This window comes from Actinoplanes sp. NPDC049265 (genome assembly GCF_043197135.1).
Taxonomy (GTDB): domain Bacteria; phylum Actinomycetota; class Actinomycetes; order Mycobacteriales; family Micromonosporaceae; genus Actinoplanes.
The window spans coordinates 152469-175694 of record NZ_JBICSP010000005.1 but is presented as its reverse complement, the minus strand read 5'-3'; the positions used below and the strand labels follow the sequence as shown (position 1 = coordinate 175694).

Sequence of the window (23226 nt, the reverse complement as noted above, 5' to 3'; positions counted from 1 at the left end):
CAGGTTCACGGTGTACAAGAGGGTGGCCGGGCCGAACGCTCAGGAGGGAACCGGGCGCGCGATGAAGAGACGGGTGAATCCCGACGAGGAGCTGATGACCGCGCTCTACACCGAGCACTACGCGGTCCTTCTCAGCTTCGTCTCGCGTTACGTGCACGACCGGCACAAGGCCGAAGACCTGGTGCAGGAGACCCTGCTGCGGGCCTGGAAGCACATCGACCACCTGGACACCGATCCCGGGCGTACCCGGTCGTACCTGCTGACCATCGCCCGCAACGTGGTCACCAACGCGTGGCGGGCCGAGCAGCGCCGGCCGCATCTGGTCGCCGACGAGGCCGCGGTCAACGCGGTGCCCTCCGCCGACAACGTCGACCAGCTGGTCGAGGGCTGGCTGGTGGCCGAGGCGATGGAGCGGCTGTCGGACGAGCACCAGGCCGTGGTCCGCGCCATGTACTACGAGGGTAAGAGCGTGGCCGACGCTGCCCGCAAGCTCTCCGTTCCGGAGGGAACGGTCAAGTCGCGGGCCTACTATGCCGTCCGAGCGCTCCGAACTGCTTTCGAGGAGATGGGGGTGCTGCGATGAGTACGAGCGATCACGACGAGCTGCGGCGGCTCCTCGGCGGGTACTTGCTCGGCGGCCTGGACGAGGCGGACACCGACCGTCTGGACGCGCACCTGCGCGACTGTGACGACTGCCGCGGCGAGCTCGACATCCTGGCGCCGGTGCCGGAGCTGCTCCAGCGGCTGCCCGAGACGGTACGCGCGAACGGCGGCCCCGACCCGGCCGGCCCGGCGCTGGCCATCGGCACCCGGCCCAGCCCGGAACGCATCGAGGGCCTGCTCCGCCGGATGCGCGCCGAGAAGTCCCGCACCCAGCGGCTGGCCCGGGTTCGCTGGCTCGCCGCCGCGGCCGTGGTGCTGGTGGCGGTCGCGGTCGGCTTCGGCGTGATCACCGCCGACCGCAGCCGCCGTCAGCCGCCGACCGTGCTGCCCAGCCCGGAGCTGATCACCGCGCAGTTCGAGTCGGAGGCGGGCAGCGGCCTCTCCGGTCAGGCCGTGCTCACCCCGAAGACCTGGGGTGTCTCGGTGTCGCTGGACGTCTCCCGGCTGCCCGGCGAGGGCCCGTTCATCTGCCAGGTCCGCAACTACGGCGGGCAGATCGAGCAGGCGGCGGTGTGGGGCCCGACGCCCAGCGGCAGCGCCAAGGTGATCGGGGCCAGCTCGATCCAGCTGCCCAACGTCAGCGCGGTGGCCATCGCCGACCGGCAGGGACATGTGCTCGGCACCGCCCACCTCAACTGATCAGGCCCCTTTCACCCGGCGCAGATCCCAGGCCGCGCTCAGGGTGCGGTAGATGTCGGCGGCGGCCGGGTCGCCGGCCTCCTCCAGCGCCGAGCCCAGCTCCGGGACCCGGCCCACGGCCCGGTAGTGCTCGGCCGCCTGCCGGGCGTGCTCCGGGTTGCCGGTCCGCAGGGTGCGGATCCGGGCCGCGGCCGCGAACGCCCGGGCCGGCACGGTTTCCGCCGCCGCCTCGTCGGCGCAGGTCGCCGCCGCGATCGCGGCCACCTCTTCGTTGCCGACCGAGCGGGCCAGCCGGACGATGTCGGGCAGCCACTGGTGGCGGAGCATCAGCGGGGCGTACGTCGGCTCCCACAGGGGCGCGAGCACGGTCAGCGCGTCCTCCGGCCGGCCCTCCTGCACCAGGGTCAGCGACCGGGCCATCAGCAGGAAGTCGCAGGCCTCGCGCTCGGCGATGGTGGTCGGGAGCTGGGCCTCGGCGGCGTCCAGATGCGCCTTGGCGGTGGTCAGGTCGCCGCGCCGGCCGGCGATCAGCGCGGCCACCCCATGCAGCAGCATCGCGACCGCCGGTGGTTCCCGGGTGCCGTGAAACGTGATAGCCGGATCCGTGTCGATTACCTCGCGAATCTCGGCCAGGGCCTCGTCCCAGCGGCCCTGCCAGTAGTACTGCACGGCCGACGCCACCTGCAGGTTGGCCGGCAGGCCGTAGCGGCGGGCCACCTCGGCGCCCGAGCGGATGGTCTCCCCGGCCTCGGTCAGCCGGTCCAGATTTTGCAGCGAGAACACCCGGTTGTCCATCAGGTCGCAGAGCAGCGCGGCGTCCTCGTCGCCGACCGTCTCGATGGCCCGGTCGATGTGCTGCAGGGCGGCGAGGTGGTCGCGCCGGATCGAGTCGATCAACCAGCGGGACTGCAGGGCGAAGGCCGCCTCGTAGGCCGAATCGGCCAGCTCGTGCATCTCCAGCGCGCGGTGCTCGGCCTTGTCCAGGTCGTCCAGGCTGCCCCGGCTGAACTGGGCGCGCAGGATCCGGTGCCGGGTACGCCACAGCTCCGGCACCCCGGGCTGTTCGAGCGCCTCGTTGAGCAACGCGATCGCACCGTGCTCGTCGCCGCGGCGATAGCGCATGGTGGCGAGCAGGTGTCGCATCTCCTCCCGGTCGGCCACCTCGGTGGCCATGCCCAGCGCCTCGCGGGCCTCCGCCTCGGGGAACTCGTCCAGCCGGAACAGCAGCTTGGTGGTGGCCACGAGCAATACCACCCGCTGCTCGCGGGCCGGCACGTCGGTGGCCAGGACCTGACGCAGCAGGTCGCCGGCGACCTCGGGCGCGGCCTTGATCAGCCGGGTCAGGTTGCCGGTGAGCCAATCGACCACCCACGAGTCGATCACCATGCTCTCGGCGGCCAGCTGCTCGGCGATCCGGTTGACCGGGCTGCCCGCGCGGGCCAGCGCCTCGGCCGCGTGCCGGCGCAGAGTGGACCGCAGCGGGACGGGGATGGCGTCGTGCAGGGCCTGGCGCAGGAACGGGTGGCGGAAGGTCAGGAACCGTCCGGCCTCGACGATGACGTGCGCGGCGACGGCCTCGTCGAACGTACGCACCAGCAGCACCGGCGACCGGCCGGTCAACGCGACCACGTCGGCCGCCGCGAACTCCATGCCCAGCAGCGCGGCCAGCCGCAGCACCTCCTGGGTGTCCGGGGTCAGCGACTCCAGGGTGCGCTGGACGGCGCCGATCAGCGAGGCCGGCATCCGGTCGGCGACCGTACCGTCCACCTCGGCGATCCCGTCGACCACCGTGACCGACTGCTGTCGGACCAGGTCGGCGGCCATCTCGCGGGTGTAGAGCGGGTTGCCGCCGGTCCGCGCGGCCAGGAACCGCAGCCCCTCGCCGGGTGAGCCGCCGACGATGTCGCCGATCAGCGTTTCCACGTCGGGTGGGCTGAGCGGCGTGAGGTCGAGCAGGTGGGCCTCGCGGCTGATCAGGGCCCGGCGGAGCTGCCCGAGCCGGGTGTCCGGGCGGGCGGCCGCGACGAGCAGCAACGGCAGGCGGCGGACCGCGCTGGCCAGCCGGCCCCAGACGAGCACGCTGGACTCGTCGGCCCAGTGCATGTCGTCGACGATCAGCAGCAGCGGCGCCCGCAGGCAGGCCTCCCGGATGAAACCGAGTAGCCCGGTGTCGCCCTCGCCCTGCAGCCGCTCGGCCTCGGCCGCCAGCCGCGGGTCGCTGGAAGTGGTCTCCAGGCCGAGGGCCTCCATGAGCACCTGGAACGGCACCCGCTGCCCGAGTTCGTCGGCGACGCCCCAGGCGACCTGGCAGCCGGCCGCGGTGGCCCGGGCGAACGCCGCGGTGAGCAGCTCGGACTTGCCGATGCCGGCCTCGCCCTCGATCCAGACCGCGTTGCCCTGCCCGGCGGCCAGGTCGTCGACGAGCTCGGCGAGCAGGTCGAGTTCGTCGCGGCGGCCGACGAAGGGTACGCCGGATCGGGCCCGGGTGACGTGCGCGGGCACGATCTGCAGCCGGGGCAACGCTTCCGGCCGGGGTGGCGGCGGCGTGGCGGCGGCCGGCGGCGGCGGGGCGACCACCTCGCCGGCCAGCAGGTCTTTCTGCAGCTTGCGCAGGGCGGTGCCGGGCTCGATGCCGAGTTCGTCGACGAGTACGCCGCGGGCGGTTTGATAGACCTCGAGAGCTTCGGCGGTACGCCCGGACGTCGCCAGTGCCCGCATCAGCAACTCGTAGAGTGCCTCATGCAGCGGATGATCGCGGACGAGGCCCTGCAACTCGGTGACCACCTCGCCACCGCGCCCCAGCTCCAGAATGGTCCGGGCCCGTTGTTCGAGCATGCCCAGCCGCATCTCGCCGAGCCGGCGCCGTTCCTGGTCGACGTATGGCCCGGTGACATCCGCGTACGGTTCGCCGTGCCATCGGGCCAGCCCGTCGTCGAGGGCGGCGATCGCCCCGGCCCGGTCGCCGTCGCGCAGCCGCCGGTTCGCCTCGTTCCGGCCGTTGGTCAACGCCTCGACGTCGACCGATGTCGCGGTCAGTTGATAACCGCCGGCCACGGTGGACAGACGTTCGGCGGCCGCGCCCAGCGCACGGCGTAACCCGGACACGTAGGTGTGCAGGCTGCCTCCCGCGCTGGCCGGTGCGCTGTCCCCCCAGACCGCGTCGACCAGTTCGTCGCGGGTCATCGCCCGTCCGGCCTGCGAAACCAGTACTGCGAAGACGGCACGCTGGCGAGATGGTCCCAGGGCCACGTCCGCGCCGTCGACGACGGCGCGTAATTGGCCCAACACCTCCGCGTGCAATTCTCCGCTCATCCGCCCCCCTCGACGCCTTCCCCCGCGTCCCCCTGAATACTCGCCCCTTCAAATAATGCCCTGTCATCCGACCGAGGTCAGATGCCCTTCATCCGGCGCAGGTCCCACGCCGCGCCGAGCGAACGGTAGATCTCGGCGGCCGCCGGGTCGCCGGCCTCCTCCAACGCCGCGGCCAGCTCCGGGATCCGCCCGACCGACCGGTAGTGCTCGGCCGCCTGCCGGGCGTGCTCCGGATTTCCGGTGCGCAGCGTGCGGATCCGCGCGGCGGCGGTGAACGCCCGGGCCGGGACGGTCTCGGCCGCCGCCTCGTCGGCGCAGGTGGCGGCCGCGCTCGCGGCCACATCCTCGGCGCCGACCGACCGGGCCAGCCGGACGATGTCGGGCAGCCACTGGTGGCGCAGCATCATCGGCGCGTAGGTCGGCTCCCAGAGCGGCTTGACCACGGCCAGCGCCTCCTCGGGCCGACCGGCCTGCACCAGCATCAGCGACCGGGCCATCAACAGGAAGTCGATGGCCTCCCGTTCGGAGCTGGTGGCCGGCAGCTGCGCGTCGGCGGCGTCGAGGTGAGCGCGGGCGGTGGCCGTCTCGCCCCGCCGGCCGGAGATCAGCGCGGCCACCCCGTGCAGCAGCATGGCGACGGCCGGAGGCTCCCGGGTGCCGTGGAAGGTGATGCCCGGGTCGGTGTCGGTCACCTCGTTGATCTCGGTCAGCGCCTCGTCCCAACGGCCCTGCCAGTAGAACTGCACCGCCGAGGCCACCTGCAGGCTGGCCGGCAGGCCGTGCCGCCGGGCCACGTCGGCGCCGGACCGGATGGTCTCGCTGGCCTCCTTGAGCTGGTCCAGGTTCTGCAGCGAGAACACCTTGTTGTCGAGCAGGTCGTAGAGCAGCGCGGCGTCCTCGTCGCCGATCGTCTCGATGGCCTGGTCGATATGGTGCAGGGCGGCGAGGTGGTCGCGGCGGATCGAGTCGACCAGCCAGCGGGTCTGCAGGGCGAAGGCCGCCTCGTAGGCCGAATCGGCCAGGTCGTGCGTCTCGATCGCCTGGTGTTCGGCCTTGTCCAGGTCGCCGAGGTCGCCCCGGCTGAACTGGGCGCGGAGCACCCGGTGCCGGGTACGCCAGATCTCCGGCGTGTCGGCCACGCCGAGCGCTTCGTTGAGCTGGGTGATCGCGCCGTACTTGTCGCCGCGGCGATAGCGCATGGCCGCGAGCAGCTGGCGCATCTCGGCCCGGTCGGCCGGATCGGTGGCCACGCTCAGCGCCTCGCGCCCCTCGGTCTCCGGAAACTCGTCCAGCCGGAACAGCAGTTTGGTGGTGGCCACGAGCAGGGTCTCGCGCTGGTCGGCGGTCGGCACGTCGGTGGCCAGCACCTGGCGGAGCAGGTCGGCCACCATGGCCGGGGCCTGCTCGATGAGCCTGGCCCGGTGGCTGAGCAGCCAGCCGACCACCCAGGCGTCGATCACCATGGGCTCGGCCGCCAGCTGCTCGGCGATCCGGTTGACCGGGCTGCCGGCCTGGGCCAGCGCCTCGGCCGCGTGCCGGCGCAGGGTGGCGCGCAGGGGAACCGGGATGGCGTCGTGCAGGGCCTGGCGCAGGAACGGGTGGCGGAAGGTCAGGAAGCGGCCGGCCTCGACGAGGACGTGCGCGGCGACGGCCTCGTCGAATGTACGCACCAGCAGCACCGGCGATCGTCCGGTCAACGCGACCAGGTCGGGCGCGGCGAACTCCATGCCCAGCAGCGCGGCCAGCCGCAGCACCTCCTGGGTGTCCGGTGACAAGGACTCCAGGGTGCGCCGGACCGCGCCGATCAGCGAGGCCGGCAGCTGGTCCACAATCGACTCGTCGACCTCGGCGATGCCGTCGACGACCGTGACCGACCGCTGCCGCACCAGGTCGGCGGCCATTTCCCGGGTGTAGAGCGGGTTGCCGCCGGCCTTCGCGGCCAGGGACCGCAGCCCGTCACCGGGCGAGCCGCCGACGATGCCGCCGATCAGCGTCTCGACATCCGGCACGCTGAGCGGCGCCAGCTCGAGCAGACGGGCCTCGCGGCCGATCAGCGCCCGCCGTAGCTGCCCGAGCCGGGTGTCCGGTCGCGTCGCGGCCACCAGCAGCAGCGGGAGGCGCTGCACGGCGCTGGCCAGCCGGCCCCAGGCCAGCACGGTGGCCTCGTCGGCCCAGTGCATGTCGTCGACGATCAGCAGCAGCGGCGCGCGCAGGCAGGCCTCGCGTACGAAGCCGAGCAGTTCGGTGTCGCCCTCGCTCTGCAACCGCTCGGCCGCCGCGGCCAGCCGCGGGTCGCTGGAGGTGGTCTCCAGGCCAAGGGCCTCCATCAACACCTGGTATGGCACGCGCTGCCCGAGTTCGTCGGCCGTGCTCCAGGCGACCTGGCAGCCGGCCGCTGTGGTGCGGGCGAAGGCCGCGGTGAGCAGCTCGGATTTGCCGATGCCGGCTTCGCCCTCGATCCAGACCGCGTTGCCCTGCCCGCGGGCGAGGTCGTCGATCAGGCCGCCGAGCAGGTCGAGTTCGTCGCGGCGGCCGACGTAGGGCACGCCGGACCGGGGCCGGGTCACGTGCGCGGGCAAAATCTGCAGCCGGGGGACGGGTTCGGGCTCGGGTGCGGCCACCGGTGGGGCCGGCGCGGCCTCGGTGACGTCGCCGGCCAGCAGGTCTTTCTGCAGCTTGCGCAGGGCGGTGCCGGGCTCGATGCCGAGTTCGTCGACGAGTACGCCGCGGGCGGTTTGATAGACCTCGAGAGCTTCGGCGGTACGCCCGGACGTCGCCAGTGCCCGCATCAGCAACTCGTAGAGTGCCTCATGCAGCGGATGATCGCGGACGAGGCTCTGCAACTCGGTGACCACCTCGTTGCCCCGGCCGAGGTCGAGGAACGCGCGGGCCCGCTGCTCGAGCATGCCCAGCCGCATCTCGGCCAGGCGCCGTCGTTCCTGTTCCACGTACGGTCCGGTGACGCCCGCGTACGGTTCGCCCCGCCAGAGGGCGTTTCCCGAGTCCAGCGCCGTTATCGCCCCGGCCCGATCACCTGCGCGGAGTAGCCGTCCGGCTTCGCCGCGCCAATGTGTCAGCTTTTCGACATCGACCGAAGTCGCCGTCAATTGATAACCGCCGGCGACCGTGGAAAGACGCTCCGCAGCCGCGCCCAGCGCACGGCGTAACCCGGACACGTATGTGTGCAGGCTGCCTCCCGCGCTGGCCGGTGCGCTGTCCCCCCAGACCGCGTCGACCAGTTCGTCGCGGGTCATCGCCCGTCCGGCCTGCGAAACCAGTACTGCGAAGACGGCACGCTGGCGAGATGGTCCCAGGGCCACGTCCGCGCCGTCGACGACGGCGCGTAATTGGCCCAACACCTCCGCGTGCAATTCTCCGCTCATCCGCCCCCCTCGACGTCTGCCCGTTTCAGCCCCCCGGCCCGGACATTGTCGTCCATCTCTACAAGGAGTGTTATGCGGGTCCCATCACGCGGTTGTTGATCCGGATGGAGGATGTGTGAAGAATCCCTGGAGCCCCCCTCCCCAGACTGAGAAGTGTCGATTGGTCGTGAGGAGAGAGACCGCCGTGAAGATCGTCTTGCAGGCGCAGGATCCACTGAGCCACGCCGGGCTGGCCGGGTTGATCGAGAAGGACCCGGCCGCCGAGATCGTCGAGGAGTGGACCGAGTCGGACGTCGCCGTGGTGGCCACCGACCGCCTGCGCCACGACGTCGTGTCCAACCTGCGCCGCGCGGCCGAGGCCACCGGCAAGCCCGTGGTGCTGGTGGTCAGCGAGCTCAACGAGGGTGAGCTGCTGACCGCCGTCGAGTGCCGGGTGGTTGCCGTGCTGCCCCGGTCGGCGCTGACCGAGGACCGGTTGCGCCACTGCATCCGTACCGCCGTGGCCGGCGGTGGGGTGATCCCGCCGAGCCTGGTCGGCGAGCTGCTCAAGCACGTCGACCGGCTGCAGCGCGAGGTGCTGGCCCCGAACGGGCTGAACGCCTCGGGTCTGACCGCCCGGGAGATCGACGTGCTCCGGCTGCTGGCCGACGGCAAGGAGACCCCGGAGATCGCGGCCGAGCTGTGCTACTCGGAGCGGACGGTGAAGAACGTGCTCTACGGCGTGACCCACCGCCTCAACCTGAAGAGCCGGTCACACGCCGTGGCGTACGCGATGCGCGCCGGCGTCTTCTAGTTTTCCCAGTGGTGGGGGGGCGGCGGGCCCCCCCCCCCCCCGCCCCCCGGGGCCGCGGCCCCCCCCCCCGCCCCCCCCCCCCCCCCCCCCCCCCCCCCCCCCCCCCACTGCCGCTTCTACAGGAAGCGGAACGTCGTCGTCACCGCGTCGAAGAGATCGTGCATCTCGGCCGCCAGCGGTAGCGCCGGGCTGGTCCCGGTGATCAGCGCGACCCGGGCCTGACCGGCCCCCGGGAACGGCACGAACGTCTGCAACAGGGCAGTACGCACCCAGCCGGCGCCGTCCGGCAGCGGCACGTCCTCCACGCCCCGGGTCCGGGTGACCGCCCCGATGTGCGGCAGCTCCACCTCCTCGACGACCCGCCACGGCTTGCCCGCCCCGCGCTCGGCGATCGGGCGCAGGTGCCGGCCGACCGCCGTCACCTCACCCGGCGCGGCCACCACCGAGACGGTCATCGTGGCGGTCAGCAGAGTCGCGTCGAAGCCCTCGGCCAGCACGCCGCAGAACACCGCGCCGTGCGCGTGGGCGGTGCGCGCGGCCCCGCGCAGCGCGTGTGTCAGAGCGGCACGGTGAGGCTCGAGTTCGGGCACTTCGGTCAACCGGTCCTGGATCAAGGCGGTGATCGAGGCGTTACGGGTCTGCGGGTGCAGGTCCAGCTCGTACCAGCTGGGTGGCACGGAGAGCGCGAAGCCGGTGGGCGCGACCGCCACCATCATGCCTCGGACCGCCGTAAGGCCCGGCCGGCCAGGTCGCTCAGCGTCTTGCAGTTCTCCTGCACCTGGACGCGGCCGTCGGCCCACCCGGACTCGAACTGCCGGATGGCGACGTCCACGGCCGGATCGCCGACCGCGCCGGTGATCCACTCCGGAGCGGTCCACATCGCCGCCGACACGTCCTGAAGGGTCCGGGACAACCGGCTCAACCCTTCGACCTCGAGGTGTTCCACGCAAGCACTGTGCCAAAGCCCTGGCCGGGGTCCCGGTGGATCGGGGTGAACGGACCTGACATGAGGTCTGTTCGCCCCAAGTCATTCCGTCCGCGCGGGAGCGTGCCCACCATTTGCAGCGTTGTGTACTTGGAGGAGGACCGCATGTCTCGCCCGCACGACTGGTGGGTCCTGGACCTCGAGTCGGACCCGGCGCCGGGCTCCTGCGACGAGGCGGAGGCCCTGGCCGGCCGGTTGATGCGGTTCGCCGACGACGCCGAGGCCGCGAGCCGGGCGGTCCGGGCGATGGGCGCGGAGGCGGTACTCGCCTGGACCGGCCTGTCCACGGACCGGTTCGCCGACCAGTTCGGCGACTTCGGCGATCAGATCCGGCAGGTGTGCGCCTCGCACCGGATGGCGGCCGACGCGTTGACCGCGTACGTGCCCAAGCTCCGGGCCGCGCAGGCCGACGCCGACCGGGCGCTGGCCGACGCCCGGATCGCCCGCAGCCGGCTGGAAGCCGCCGTGGACGGGTCCCTCGCGGTGGAACAGCCCGGGCCGACCCACCTCATGACCGCGGCCAAGGCGCTCGCCGAGCAGGCCCGGCAGGTACGCGAGGACGCGGCCGCCACCTGCGCCAGGGAGATCGGCGCGGCGTCGGCGGCCGGCATCCCGCCCCGGTCGTTCTGGGACAAACTGGCCGATGGCTTCCAGATCCTGTGGGAGGAGACCTGCGAGTCGGCCAAGTGGGTGTCGGTCGGCACCGGTGCGGTCGTGCTGGCCGCCTGCGCCCCGGCGTCCTGGCTGGCGCCCGCGGTCGGCGGCCCGATGCTCGGTGCGGCCCTCACCGGCCTCGCCGCCGGCCGGGGCAACGTCTGGGGCGTGGCCTTCGGGGTGCTCGGCGGGCTGCCCGGGGTGGTCGGCATGACCACGGTGGCCGGGCTGCGCGACGCGTGGCGGCCCGAGCCGGCCGACTTCGCCGGGGTCAAGGTCGAACGGCCCGGCCCGGCCGCGACGGTCATCACCAAGAGCCTGAACGCGACCGGCCGGCGGTTCAACGAGGCGCCGTACGCCAACGCGAAGACCGTCGCCCAGTCGCCGACGGCCGGCCGGGTCGACGTCAGCACCGGCCGGGTCCTGATCACCGCGACCGACCTGGAGCTGCCGGGCGAACTGCCGGTCCGGCTGACCCGTACGCATCGCTCCGACCTGCGACTGGGCCAGTTCCTGACCGATGGCTGGACGTCCACCCTGGACATGCGGGTGCAGGTCGAGAACGACGGTCCGCACCTGGTGCTCGAGGACGGCACGCTGCTCAGCTACCCGGAGCCGGCCGGGTCCGCCGCCGCCCACCCCCGGCAGGGCCCCGACCGTCCGTTGTCGCGTACCCCCGGGAACGGTTTTGCCGTCGCCGACCCGGAGAGCGGCTGGACGTGGTGGTTCGCCGCGCCCGACGACGAGGGGGCGGCCTGGCTGACGGCGATCACGCTGGGTACGCATCGGATCGACGTGGTGCGCGACGGGCTGGGCGTACCGACCGAGATCCGGCCCAGCCGCGGCCCGCGGATCGCCGTCGAGACGGTGAACGGGCGGGTGATCGCGATCGGTGCCACCCGTTTCGACTACCAGGGGGACCGGCTGGTCCGGGCGGACGGCGCGGACTACGACTACGACCCGGCCGGCCGGGTGGTCCGGGCCGGTGACGAGATCTTCGGGTACGACCAGAGCGGCCGCTGCGTCCGCTCCGGTGACCGGAACTTCGTCTACGAGCACAGCCGGACCCTGGTCACCGACGGCGCCGGCCACACCACCACGTACACCCTGAACGACCACCGCCAGGTGACCGGCGTCGTCGACCCGGTCGGGGTGACCGTGACGACGCAGTGGGACGCCCAGCACCGCCCGATCCTGCACACCGACGCCCGCGGCGGCCGGACCAGCTGGGACTACGGCACGTCGGCGCGGCCGGTGGCCCGCACCGACGCCACCGGCGGGCGGCGCTTCCTCGGCTGGGACCGGGACCACCGCCCGCTGACCGTCACCAACGAACTCGGGCAGACCTGGCAGTTCCGGTACGACGCGGCCGGCCGCCCCGAGCGCGAGATCGACTTCCAGGGGCGGGAGCGGACCTTCGGCTGGGACGCGGACGGGCGCCTGGTCCGGGACGACGGGATCGGGTACGGCTACGACGACCAGGACCGGCTGACCGAGGAGCGGGCCGGCGACCGGGTCACCCGCTACTCCTGGACCGGCCACGGCCGGCTGGGCGCCGCCGTCACCGAGGGTGGCGTCGCCGTGGAGGTATGGCGTGACGACGCCGGCAAGTTGATCGCCGAGAGTGTCGACGGGGCGGTCACGGGCCGTGGCCGAACCCCGTCCGGAGTGGACATCGTCTGGGACGGTCCGACCCGGGTCCGGGTGGCCGGCACCGAGCTCGTCCTGGCCCCGAACACGATGCGGATGGGCGCCTTCGAGCTGGTCGTCGAACGGGACGCCGCCGGCCGGCTGCTGGCCCAGAACCTCGGCTCCGAGCGCCGCGACTTCCACCGTGCGCACGGTGACGTGATCGCGATCGAGGACCGGCGCGAACGCCGCGAGATCGACCGGGACGCGCTGGGGCGGGTGACCGGCTACGGCACCGAGCGGTACGCCTACGACCCGATCGGCATGCTCACCTCCCCCGCCACCGGCGACCAGCAGGGCTACGACGCGGCCGGCCGGCTGATCAGCCGGGTCTCCGCGGACGGCCGGCACTGGTACCACGAGTGGGACGACGCCGGCCGGATGACCGCGGTGGTCACGCCCGGCGGGGCTCGCTGGACCTACCGGTACGACGGCCTCGGCCGCCGCGTGGCCAAGGAGTCGGCGCGGGAGCGGTACGAGTTCAGCTGGCTCGGCCACCGCCTGGTCGAGCAGCGGCACACCGTCGGAAGCGGACCGGTCCGGGCGACCACCTGGGTGCACCACCCGGTCACCGGTCACGTGATCGCGCAGGTCGAGGACGGGCGGGTGTGCGCGGTGGTCACCGACGAGGTGGGTACGCCGACCGACCTGTTCGACGCGTCCGGCGAGCGCATCTGGCAGCGCCGGGCCACGCTGTGGGGCCTGGACCCGACGTGGGCGACGCCGCTGCGTTTCCCCGGCCACTATCGCGACGCCGAGACCGGCCTGCACTGCCACCGGGACCGCTACTACGACCCGGGCATGGCCCGTTATCTGAGCCCCGACCGTCGTGGCCTGCGCGGCGGCCCGAACCCGTACGCCTACGTCCGCGACCCGTTCACGGCGACCGGCCCGCCGCTGCCGCTGACCCCACGCACGGTCTACGCCGCCCAGCAGGTGGCCGCGACCCGGGCGGCCCTGGGCTGATTCGTACCCGCGGCACAGCGTCCCGATAGGTGCGGAGCGCACCGTCGAGGACGACAAGCGCCTGCCGCACGAGAGGTACACCGAATGACCAGCGAGCCGCCCACCCAGCAGCTGAACCCCGCACCCGCGGAAGCCCACCCGCCCTCAGCGGCCCAACCACCCGCGACGGCCCACCTACCCTCGGCGGCCCACCCGCCCTCCGCAGCTGACCCGTCCTCCGCAGCTCAGCCGCCCTTCTTCGGGCAGTCGCAGGCGGCCTCCGCCCCTCAGCCGGCCCTCGCCTCCGATCCTTGGGCGCGGCCGGTCGCCGACGACCCGCCGGTGATAACCGGGGAGGTCTGGGCCGGGCCGGCGCCCGCACGGCCCGGCCGTCCTCGTGCCTGGACCGGCCGCAAGGCCGCCGCCGTGGCCGCGGCCGCCGCCGTGGTCATGGGCGGTGCGGGCTTCGGCGCCGGCCTGGCCGTCGGCAACTCCGGCGGCGGGACGGTCCAGCCGGCTCCGGGCGGCGGCCAGTTGTCTGGTGGCGGCCCGGGCGGCGGCCAGTTGTCTGGTGGCGGCCCGGGTGGTGGCCGGATGGGCGGTGGCGGAGGCTTCGGCGGACCGGGCGGCTCCGCTCCCGACGGCGCCACGCAGGACGGGCAGGGCGGTACCGGGCAGGGCGGTACCGGGCAGGGCGGAGGGGACGGCAGCGTTCAGTCGGGTGGCGGCACCACCACCTGATCGGGCGGTCAGGCGGCCGCTCGGCGGGCCAGCCGCTCGACCACCTTGCGCATGTAGGGGCCGAGGAACAGTTCCAGCACCCAGCCCGTCCCTCGCAGCCTCGGCTCGAACGTCGCGTGCCATCGGATGTGGGTGCCGCCCGACTCGAGCGGCGTCAGGTCGACGGTCGCGCGGTAGTCGCGGGAGAACGGCTCGTCCACCCCGATGTAGCTGACCCGGCGGCCGGGGACGAGCTCCGTTATCCGCAGTCGGGTCTCGGTGCCCCGGTCCCGGACCACCCACTGGGTGCCGACCAGGTCGGGGCGGTCGTCGTCGGTACCGGCCGGGGCGATCGAGTTGATCAGCTGCCAGTCGGCCCAGCGCGGGACGTCAGCGATGACCGCGTACACCTGGGCCGGTGACGCGCTCGCGTCCAGGCCGGCGTCATATCTCGACATGACGGAGAAGCGTCGTGGGCCGCGGCGGAACAGGCAAGCGCCGGCCGATCACACCACAGTGGTGAACCAGCCGGCCCCGCACACGTCCCCTCGCGTCACGTCACGCGGCGTGGTTCACCGGGGTCGGGAAGGGGCGGACCGGGCAGCCGGACGAGCCACTTGCGCCGGACGGCGTCCTCGATGTCGATGCCGTGGTGGCGGGCCAGCAGCAGGGTCTGGCAGAGCACGTCGGCCAGCTCGGCCCGGAAGCCGGCCTCGATCTCGTCGGCGGTCAGTCCCTTGGTGCGCGCCTGCCCGCTTCGCATCAGGAACGCCTGGGTCAACTCGCCGACCTCTTCCTGCAGCTTGAGCACATACCAGGCGTCGGTGCGGTCGATGTCGTGCACCTCGGCGTACCGGTCGGAGACGGCCGCGACGTCATCCGACAGGCTGCGCAGATCCATCCGGCCACCTTAAGACGGCCGGCGGGACGGTCGGGCGCGGGCGGTAGAGGTCGATGCTTAAGAGTGGCTAAAAGAGTTGACCACGGTTGAGCCGTGATCGCCGCGCGGTCGTACCTCTATGTAGGACCGTCCATGAAGGAGTCAGCTTGAAGTCACGTCGCACGATCATCGAACCGTAGCCCTGCTCGTCGCGGCGGCTGTGTTCGCGGCCGTCGGAGCCGTAACGCTGGAGGCGTCGGCCAGCGAGCCTCTGGACGCCGAACAGTTCGTGTTCTTCAAGGGGTAGTCGTTCGTAGCGTGCGCCGGGTCGGTGACGGCGCGGCCGTTGTCGAATCGGCGCACGCAGCCCTCGGCGGGCCCGCCGTTCACGTCACGCGGCGTAGTTTGGCCAGGTAGGTCTGCGCGACCACGACGACCGCCAGGAAGGCGCCGCTGATCACCTGCTGGTAGCTGGACTGCACGTTGCCGACCTGGTTGATCATGTTCTGGATGACGCCCAGCAGCAGCACGCCGGCCACCGTGCCGGCGATCGTGCCGGCGCCGCCGGTCAGCAGCGTTCCGCCGATCACCACGGCGGCGATCGCGTCCAGTTCCATGCCGGTGCCCAGCACTGTCACGCCGGAGCCGAGCTTGGCCGCGTTGATCGCCCCGGCCAGGCCGGCCAGCAGCCCGCTGAGGACATAGACCCAGATTTTGGTCCGCCGGACCGCGATGCCCATCAGCCCGGCCGCGTCCTCGCTGCCGCCGATCGCGTAGACCGCGTGCCCGAACCGGGTGCGGCTGAGCACCACGATCCCGATCGCGACCAGCGCCACGGCCAGCCACACCGGCCAGCCGATGCCGAGGAACGACCCGGTGCCGAAGGACCGGAACGCGTCGCTCTTGACCAGGTAGGTCTGTGAGCCCTCGGTGCTGATCGCGCGCATCAGACCCCGCGCCCCGAGCAGAGCGGCCAGGGTCACGATGAACGGCGCCATCCTGGTGTACGAGATGAGCAGCCCGTTGACCACGCCGACGGCCCCGCACACGAGCAGCGGCAGCAGGAACGCCGCGAGCAGCCCGTACTGGGACGCCCAGGCGGCGGTCACCCCGCCGAGCACGTAGAGCGAGCCCACCGACAGGTCGATCCCGCCGGTGATGATGACGAAGGTCATGCCCAGCGCGATCAGCATCGGCGGCGCCGCGGCGACCAGGATCGTGCCGGTGTTGTCGAACGTGCGGAAGTTCTCCCAGGTGATCGACGCGATGATCACCACCACGACGAGGACGGCGAGGGCGCCCTGGCGCTGGATCAGGCCGACGATCCGGTCGGTGCGTTCGGCCCGGCGTACGTCGGCCGCGACCACCGCGGGGACTTCGGGTTCGGTTGCCAACTGAGTCACCGGGTCTTCCTCTCGCGGGCGACGTATACGGCGATCAGGATGATGACGGCCTGCACCATCTCGGTGGTCGACGGCTGCAGGTTGTGTTTGATCATGGTTGCCACGACCAGTTGCATGAGCAGGGCGCCGGCCACCGTGCCCAGCACCCGCACCTTGCCCCCGGTCAGCGGGGTGCCGCCGACCACCACGGCGGTGATCGCCGAGAGTTCGATCAGCAGGCCGACGGCCGAGGCGTCACTGGACTGGATGCGGGCGACGGCGAGGACACCGGCGATCGAGGCCAGGACCGAGCAGATCACGTACACCGTGATCAGGACTCGCTGGACCGGGAGGCCGGCCAGCTCGGCCGACTTGCGGTTGCCGCCGATGGCCAGCAGACGGCGGCCGAAGACGGTGCGGCGGACCAGGAACGCGACGATCAGCACCAGGACGGCGGCGATCCACACCAGTACGGGCAGGCCGAACAGGTCGCCGGAGCCGAGGAAGATGAAGTCGGCGTTGCGGATGTCCTTGAGCTGGCCGCCGGAGATGACCAGGGCGAGACCGCGGCCGCCGACGAACAGGGCCAGCGTGGCGACGATCGGTTGCAGGCCGACCCGGGCCACCAGGGTGCCGTTGACCAGCCCGACGGCCAGGCCCGCGACCAGTGAGATCAGGATCGCGCCGGCCACGCCGTACCCGAGGTAGAGCGGGATCAGCGCGGCGGCGAGGGCCATCACCGAGCCGACCGAGAGGTCGATGCCTTCGGTGCCGATGACCAGCGCCATGCCCAGCGCGACGATCACGATCGGCGCCACCTGGATCAGCTGGATGCGCAGGTTGCTCCAGGTCAGGAAGTTCGGAGTGAAGACGATGTTGAACAGGATCAGCAGCGCGATCGCGACGTACACACCGTACGTGGGCAACCAGCTTTTGATCTTGGCCAGATCCACGCCCCGCGCGGGTGTTTTGGCGAGTGTCGTCATGCCTGGCCTCCGGCGGCGGCGATGGTGTCCAGCAGGTCCTCGGTGGTGACCTGGTCGCCGGTGAGCGTGCCGACGACCACGCCGTCGCGCAGCACCACCACCCGGTCGGCGCCCTCGATCAGTTCCTCGGCGTCCGAGGAGACCAGCACGACGCCCAGGCCCTCGGCGGCCAGTTCGTCGATCAGGCTCTGCACCTCGGCCTTGGCGCCGACGTCGATGCCGCGGGTCGGCTCGTCCAGCAGCAGCACTTTGGGCTGGGTGGCGAGCAGCCGGGCCAGCAGGACTTTCTGCTGGTTGCCGCCGGACAGGTCACCGACCCGCTGATCGGGGCTGGACGCCTTGATCCGCAACCGTCGCATGTAGATCTCGACGACCTTGTCGATCTTGGCCTCGGACACGACGCCCAGCCGGGACAACCGCGGCAGGATGGCCAGCGCGATGTTCTCGCGTACGGACAGGCCGGCGATGATGCCCTCGGCCTTGCGGTCTTCGGGCTGGATGGCGATGCCCGCGTCGAGCGCTCGCACCGTGGTCAGCAGGCCCAGAGGCCGGCCGTCGACCTCGACCTCGCCCGCGTCCAGGGGGTAGGCGCCGCCGATGGCCTTGATCGTCTCGCTGCGCCCGGCGCCGAGCAGCCCGCCCAGCCCGACCACTTCGCCCGGCCGCACCTCGAAGCTGATGTCGTGCAGTTTGTGCCGGCTGTTGAGCCCGGTCGCCTTGAGTACGGGCGGGGCCTGCTCCGAGCCGGTGTGCTCGCCGGAGAACGCGGTTGCGCCCTCCCGCCGCACCTCGGACATGTCCCGGCCGAGCATCAGCGACACCAGCCGGATGCGTTCCAGGTCCTTGAGCTGCCCGGTGTGCACCAGCTGGCCGTCGCGCAGGATCGTGACCGCGTCGCAGATCTGGTAGAGCTCGTCCAGCCGGTGGCTGACGTAGACGATGCCGATGCCCTGGGCGTGCAGGTCACGGATGACGCCGAACAGCGTCTCGACCTCGCGCGGCTCCAGCGACGAGGTCGGTTCGTCCATGATCACCACGCGGGCGTCGATCATCACCGCCCGGGCCAGCGCGACCATCTGCTGCGCGCCGAGGGCCAGGGTGCCGAGCTGCCGGCGGACATCCGTGGTGACGCCGTAGCGCCGCAGGATGTCCGCCGCCTCGCGATTCATCCGTCGCTCGTCCAGCGTGCCGAATCTGGTGCGCGGCTCGCGGCCGAGGAAGAGGTTGTGGGCCACGCTCATCAGCGGGATGAGGTTGACCTCCTGATAGATCGTGGAGATCCCGGCCTTTTGCGCGTCCATCGGCGTGCCGAAGGACACCCTCTGGTCGCGGAAGCGCACCTCGCCGTCGTCGGGCTGGTAGACGCCGGTGAGCACCTTGATCAAGGTGGACTTACCGGCGCCGTTCTCGCCGACCAGAGCGTGTACTTCGCCTTCGTTCAGCGTGAACGAGACATTGTCCAGGGCGCGTACGCCTGGAAATGTCTTGGTGACGCCGGCAACCTCTAACAACGGCATGAACGCATTCACTCACTTCTCAACATATTCCGTCAAGGTTTGACATCAACCCAGTGGAGCCGCGTTGTTCCACGTGGTGTCGGCGGCATATGAGGACGGGTTGTCCCACGCGTTTCCGCCGCCGCTGCCGGCGATGTAGACCGCCTCGCCGTAATGCCGCCAGTAGTAGCCGGGGTAGTTGATCGACTCCAGCGAGACGTTCCCCGCGCCGCCGTTGAGCGGTGGCTGGGCGCAGAAGGTGGCGTCCTGCTGGAACACCGTCGTCCCGTCGCTCGTCGCCTTCTGCAGCCGGTAGTTCGCGTGCCGCAGGTACTGGCCTGGGAAGTTCGCCGACTCGAACGAATAGCAGCTGCCCTCGGCCAGGCCCGGCTTGACGATGAAGGTGGCGTCCAGCCGGTCGGTCGACGAGCTCGACGTGGTGATCACGTCGGTGCGGGCGAGCCCGTCGCGGTGCCTGAGGTAGCGGGTGTCGAACCCGGCCGTGGTGACCCGGAACGAGCGCCGCTGCCCGACCGCGAGATCCGCGCCCGAGCGCCACCAGCCGGTGTTGGCGGCCCAGGTGGCGTCGTCGTTGTACGAGCCGCCGGTGCCCGCCTCGACCCACACCTCCTCCGAGCGGTGCCGCAGGTACTGACCGGGCAGGTTGGCCGACTCCAGCGACGTGCCGCCCCCGGAGAGCCCGGGCCGGGCACAGAACGTGGCGTCGGCGTTGAACGTGCCGCCGTCGCTGGCCTCGCTGTACACCCGGTTCGCACGGTGCCGCAGGTAGCGGCCGGGGAAGTTGCGCGACTCGAACGAGTAGCAGGCGCTGTTGGACAGGCCGGCCCGTACGAGGAACGTGGCGTCCTGCTTGTCGCCGGTCGAGCTGGCGGCGTTGATCACGTCGGTACGCGCGGCGCCGTCCCGATGCCGCAGATAACGGTCGGTGTACCCGGCCGTGGTCACCCGCAGCGAGACCGGCTTGTTCAGCGACAGCGTGGTCCCGTTGGCCGCGCCCAGCACCCGCAGGTGCACGTCCCGGACCCGGGCGAAGTCCATCTTGCGGATCTGCCGGTCGTACGTGAAGAAGCCGTTGAGCTCCTCCTCCACGTCGGTCGGCTCGGTGTAGACCGATCCGGACAGCCCGTTGCCGTTGATCAGGTCGATCAGCCGGCCGGTGATCTGGATGTAGCGGTTGGTCAGGGCGTTGCTGTCGGGCAGCCACTCGTAGGCGAACTTGCCCGAGGTCGGCCACTCGTGACCGTTGGTACGCAGGCCGAGGCCGCCGTACTCGCCGTTGACCGAGATCCGGGTGGCGGTCGGTGAGCGGCTGATGCCCGGGCCGACGTACTGATGGTCGTCGATCACGTCGCCGTTGCCCGGGTCCGGGTCGGAGTCGCAGCAGTTGGAGCCCGAGTTGTGGTTGACCAGGCGGGTCGGGTCCCAGCTCTTGACCAGATCGGCAATCCGGCCGGCGTCGTACTCGCCCCAGCCCTCGTTGAACGGCACCCACTGCACGATCGAGGTGATGCCCTTGTGCTCGTCGACCATCTCGCGCAGTTCCTTCTCGAACCGCTGCCGCCCCACCGTGGACGGTTCCCGGCCGCTGGCCAGCGCGGGCATGTCCTGCCAGACCATCAGGCCGAGCCGGTCGGCGTGGTAGAACCACCTGTCGCTCTCCACCTTGATGTGCTTGCGGACCATGTTGAAGCCGAGCGCCTTCTGCTGCTCGAGGTCGAAGGCCAGCGCCGTATCGGTCGGCGCGGTGTAGATGCCGTCCGGCCAGAAGCCCTGGTCGAGGGTGCCCAGCTGGAAGACGAACTTGCCGTTCAGGGTGGGCCGCAGCGTGCCGCCGAGCATTGCCTTGCCGACCGAGCGCATCCCGAAGTAGCCGCCGACGGCGTCACCGCCGGCCATGGTCACTTTGAGGGTGTAGAGGAACGGATCGTCGGGGGACCACAATCGGGCGTTGGGTACGGGAATCCGGAAGCTGCCGCCGACGGTGCCGCTGGCCGTGCCGACCACCGTGGAGCCGTTGAGGACCTGGGCCGTTACGGCCGCGCCGGCCTGCGTACCCTGCACGATCAGGTCGAGGCCGCCGGCGGCGACGTTGGGCGTGGTGTCCAGCCGGGTGATCCGCTGGGCCGTGGTCGGCTCCAGCCAGACCGTCTGCCAGATGCCGGAGGACGGCGTGTACATGATGCCGCCGCGGTTGATGCGCTGCTTGCCGACCGGGATGTCCTGAGCCTCGACCGGGTCCCAGACGCCGACGATGACCTCGTTGGCGCCGGAGCGCAGGGCGCCGGTGATGTCGTACGAGAACTTGTCGTAGCCGCCCTCGTGCGTACCCATCAGGGCGCCGTTGATCCAAACCTTCGACTGCCAGTCCACGGCGCCGAAGTTGAGCTGCACGTTACGGCCGGCCCACCCGGCCGGGACGGTGAACGTGCGCCGGTAGTACATGAAGTTCTCGTGCCGCATGATCCCGGAGAGAGCGCTCTCGATCGGGTACGGAACGAGCGCCTCCTCGGCCAGGGTCTGGCCCACCGGCGGCGTGTTGGTGTTGCCCGCGCCGGCGAACTGCCAGATGCCGTTGAGGCTCTGCCAGTCCGGGCGGGTGAGCTGCGGGCGGGGGTATTCCGGCAGCGGGTTGGTGGTGGAGACCTGCCCGGTCCAGGGCGTGGTCAGCGGGGGAGTCTTGGGTACGAAGGCGGCGGCCGGCGCCGCGGTCGCCACCACGGTGCCAGTCGTGGCGATCAGTGCCGAAGCCAGTGCGGTGAGCCATCTTCGCGAGCGGGGATGTTCAGTCACGTTCTCTCTCCTTCGAGAAAGTGCGCTGTTGGGGGAAACCATCGTGTCCCGCCGACCCATCCGCTGGCAATAGACCAATATCTATATGTCCAGGCCCGTGCATTCCCCACAGTGGTAGCCCAGCGCGCTGTTCGGGGGTCTGACACCGCGCTGGGCTACCACCTATGGGTGTGTGTGATCAGTAGGCGCTGCCGAGGTCGGTCTTGGCGTTGCTCTCGTCGTACTGCCGGTCGGAGATGATGATGTCCGACGGGATCGGCTCGCCGTTGAAGAACTTCGTCGCGGTCTCGAAGGCCAGCGGGCCGAAACGCGGGTTGGACTCGATGACCGCCGAGGCCCAGCCATCGGCCACGGCCTGCACGGCGCCCTTGGTGCCGTCGATCGACACGATCTTCACGTCGCCGGCCTTCTTGCCGGCGCCGCGCAGTGCGACGATCGAGCCCAGGGCCATCTCGTCGTTCTCGGCGTAGATGCCGTTGATGTTGCCGTTGGACTGCAGCAGCTGCTCGGAGACCTTCTGGCCCTCCTCGCGGGAGAAGTTACCGGTCTGCTCGAACGTGATCTTGATGTCCGGCGCGACCTTGGCGATCTGGTCCTTGAAGCCCTTGGTCCGCAGTGTCGTCACGTTGTTGCCGGGCGCGCCCAGCAGGATCGCGACCTCGCCCTTGTTGCCCATCGCCTTGGCCATCTCGTCGGCCGCCCGCTGACCCTGCTTCTCGAAGTCCGACCCGATGAAGGTCAGGTAGTCGGTGCAGGACTTGGCATTGATCTTGCGGTCGATGGTGATGATCGGGATCTTCTTGGCCGAGGCCTTGGCGAAGACCGAGTCCCAGCCGTCGGAGTTGAGCGGCGCGATGACCAGCAGCTGCACGCCCGAGTCGATCATCTGCTCGACGTCGCTGATCTGCTTGTTGAACTGCGAGTTGGCGTTCGCGCTGGTGAGATTGGTCTTCGGGATGCCGATCTTGGCCGCCTCGTCCTGGATGGACTTGGTCTCGGCGATCCGGAACGGGTTGGCCTCCTTCTCCGACTGCGAGAAGCCGACCTTGGCGGTCTTCAGGTCCACCTTGGTGCCGCCGTACTGCTGCAGTGTGCAGGTGGCGACGCCGGGGGCGGCCGACTCGATCACCTGCGCGCCGGCGGACGATCCGGTGGACGGTGTGCCGCCGGAGTTGCTGTCCTCCGACTTAGCACACGCACTGATCGCCAGCAGGGCAACGCCGAGAGTGACTATCGCGGGCCGCAACCGGCCGTGACGAGCGCTCATCAACATGGGCTCCTTAGAAGGGGCTTCGGGCGAGTGACATCAGGGGGTAATCACCCGGAAACACATTCACCCACCATCGAACTTTTGTTGTCAAGGTCGCACGCGGAAAGGTTTACGGGTCCGTGATGGAGCGCTCTCCCGCAGGTCAGGGGGCACTTGCGGGGGTGCGGCACCATCGAAACCCGTACTCGCGCCTTTTGGGCAGACGTGCCTGCTCGGGCGGGCACTCCCAGCATCACGGGGTCGCGCCGAAAGCCCGACACTGTTGAACTTGTGGCATGTCCGAGGAACAGCCCTTCGCCGGCGACGTCTTCCTCGATCTCGCCGGTGACGGCCGGCTGACGATCGACGCGAACGAGGCCGACCGCCTGGTGGACGCACTCGAGTGCACACTTGCCGCGGTCAGCGAACGACTGCGGGTGATCCGGTTGTGGCGCGAACTCGACTCGCCCACCCTGGACGGTCTGCCCGGACCGACCGCCCAGATCGTCGCGGACGCCGTCTTCCAGGACCAGACCGTGCCCGGCCGGCTCGAGCAGGCCGCCAATGAGCTGCCCAAATACATCTCCGCGCTCCGGCAGGCCCGCCGCCTCTAGCGTTCTGGAGCGAGTCTGGAGAGTT

Annotated in this window: 17 protein-coding genes; 6 read left to right on the top strand and 11 right to left on the bottom strand. The window is 71.1% G+C overall.

Annotation, left to right across the window (positions count from 1 at the left end):
- The first annotated feature begins 61 nt into the window (after positions 1–61).
- Positions 62–583, top strand: coding sequence for a sigma-70 family RNA polymerase sigma factor (locus ACGFIO_RS15365; RefSeq protein ID WP_392826694.1), 522 nt, complete (start codon positions 62–64; stop codon positions 581–583).
- Positions 580–1302 (top strand): zf-HC2 domain-containing protein, encoded by a 723-nt coding sequence (locus ACGFIO_RS15360; RefSeq protein ID WP_392826692.1) that lies wholly within the window; start codon positions 580–582, stop codon positions 1300–1302. The genes ACGFIO_RS15365 and ACGFIO_RS15360 overlap by 4 nt, the downstream gene beginning before the upstream one ends.
- On the opposite strand, the gene ACGFIO_RS15355 is transcribed toward ACGFIO_RS15360, so the two are convergent.
- Positions 1303–4614, bottom strand: coding sequence for a BTAD domain-containing putative transcriptional regulator (locus tag ACGFIO_RS15355; RefSeq protein WP_392826691.1), 3312 nt, complete (start codon positions 4612–4614; stop codon positions 1303–1305). It lies immediately after the preceding gene.
- Between the two features lie 77 nt (positions 4615–4691).
- Positions 4692–7997, bottom strand: a complete 3306-nt coding sequence (locus ACGFIO_RS15350; protein ID WP_392826690.1) for a BTAD domain-containing putative transcriptional regulator — start codon at positions 7995–7997, stop codon at positions 4692–4694.
- A gap of 229 nt (positions 7998–8226) precedes the next feature.
- Here ACGFIO_RS15350 and ACGFIO_RS15345 point away from each other — a divergent pair, with 229 nt between their 5' ends.
- Positions 8227–8790 (top strand): response regulator transcription factor, encoded by a 564-nt coding sequence (locus tag ACGFIO_RS15345; protein WP_392827070.1) that lies wholly within the window; start codon positions 8227–8229, stop codon positions 8788–8790.
- 116 nt (positions 8791–8906) lie between these two features.
- On the opposite strand, the gene ACGFIO_RS15340 is transcribed toward ACGFIO_RS15345, so the two are convergent.
- On the bottom strand, positions 8907–9506 hold the full coding sequence (locus ACGFIO_RS15340) for a hypothetical protein (RefSeq protein ID WP_392826689.1): 600 nt from the start codon (positions 9504–9506) through the stop codon (positions 8907–8909).
- On the bottom strand, positions 9503–9736 hold the full coding sequence (locus ACGFIO_RS15335; RefSeq protein ID WP_392826688.1) for a hypothetical protein: 234 nt from the start codon (positions 9734–9736) through the stop codon (positions 9503–9505). The genes ACGFIO_RS15340 and ACGFIO_RS15335 overlap by 4 nt, the downstream gene beginning before the upstream one ends.
- Before the next feature lie 144 nt (positions 9737–9880).
- Between ACGFIO_RS15335 and ACGFIO_RS15330 the strand changes: the two genes are divergently transcribed.
- Both ACGFIO_RS15330 and ACGFIO_RS15325 read left to right on the top strand, forming a co-directional pair.
- Complete coding sequence (locus ACGFIO_RS15330) at positions 9881–13084, top strand: RHS repeat domain-containing protein (protein WP_392826687.1); 3204 nt, start codon at positions 9881–9883, stop codon at positions 13082–13084.
- A gap of 84 nt (positions 13085–13168) precedes the next feature.
- The gene (locus tag ACGFIO_RS15325) at positions 13169–13804 is read left to right on the top strand and encodes a hypothetical protein (protein WP_392826685.1); all 636 of its coding nucleotides are present in this window, start codon (positions 13169–13171) and stop codon (positions 13802–13804) included.
- Positions 13805–13812: 8 nt separating this feature from the next.
- On the opposite strand, the gene ACGFIO_RS15320 is transcribed toward ACGFIO_RS15325, so the two are convergent.
- From ACGFIO_RS15320 to ACGFIO_RS15290, 7 genes are all read right to left on the bottom strand, one after another.
- On the bottom strand, positions 13813–14241 hold the full coding sequence (locus ACGFIO_RS15320) for an SRPBCC family protein (protein ID WP_392826683.1): 429 nt from the start codon (positions 14239–14241) through the stop codon (positions 13813–13815).
- Positions 14242–14336: 95 nt separating this feature from the next.
- Complete coding sequence (locus tag ACGFIO_RS15315) at positions 14337–14684, bottom strand: MazG-like family protein (protein ID WP_392826682.1); 348 nt, start codon at positions 14682–14684, stop codon at positions 14337–14339.
- Between the two features lie 365 nt (positions 14685–15049).
- Complete coding sequence (locus ACGFIO_RS15310) at positions 15050–16066, bottom strand: ABC transporter permease (RefSeq protein ID WP_392826680.1); 1017 nt, start codon at positions 16064–16066, stop codon at positions 15050–15052.
- The gene (locus ACGFIO_RS15305) at positions 16063–17031 is read right to left on the bottom strand and encodes an ABC transporter permease (RefSeq protein WP_392826678.1); all 969 of its coding nucleotides are present in this window, start codon (positions 17029–17031) and stop codon (positions 16063–16065) included. The genes ACGFIO_RS15310 and ACGFIO_RS15305 overlap by 4 nt, the downstream gene beginning before the upstream one ends.
- Positions 17028–18548 (bottom strand): sugar ABC transporter ATP-binding protein, encoded by a 1521-nt coding sequence (locus tag ACGFIO_RS15300; protein ID WP_392826676.1) that lies wholly within the window; start codon positions 18546–18548, stop codon positions 17028–17030. The genes ACGFIO_RS15305 and ACGFIO_RS15300 overlap by 4 nt, the downstream gene beginning before the upstream one ends.
- Positions 18549–18593: 45 nt before the next feature.
- Positions 18594–21338 carry an AbfB domain-containing protein gene (locus ACGFIO_RS15295; RefSeq protein ID WP_392826675.1) on the bottom strand — a complete coding sequence of 915 codons (2745 nt, stop codon included), beginning with the start codon at positions 21336–21338 and terminating at the stop codon, positions 18594–18596.
- A 178-nt stretch (positions 21339–21516) separates the two neighbouring features.
- Positions 21517–22605 (bottom strand): ABC transporter substrate-binding protein, encoded by a 1089-nt coding sequence (locus ACGFIO_RS15290; RefSeq protein WP_392826673.1) that lies wholly within the window; start codon positions 22603–22605, stop codon positions 21517–21519.
- Positions 22606–22883: 278 nt separating this feature from the next.
- Between ACGFIO_RS15290 and ACGFIO_RS15285 the strand changes: the two genes are divergently transcribed.
- Entirely contained in the window at positions 22884–23201 is a 318-nt protein-coding gene (locus ACGFIO_RS15285; RefSeq protein WP_392826672.1) for a hypothetical protein, read from the top strand.
- Positions 23202–23226 lie beyond the last annotated feature (25 nt).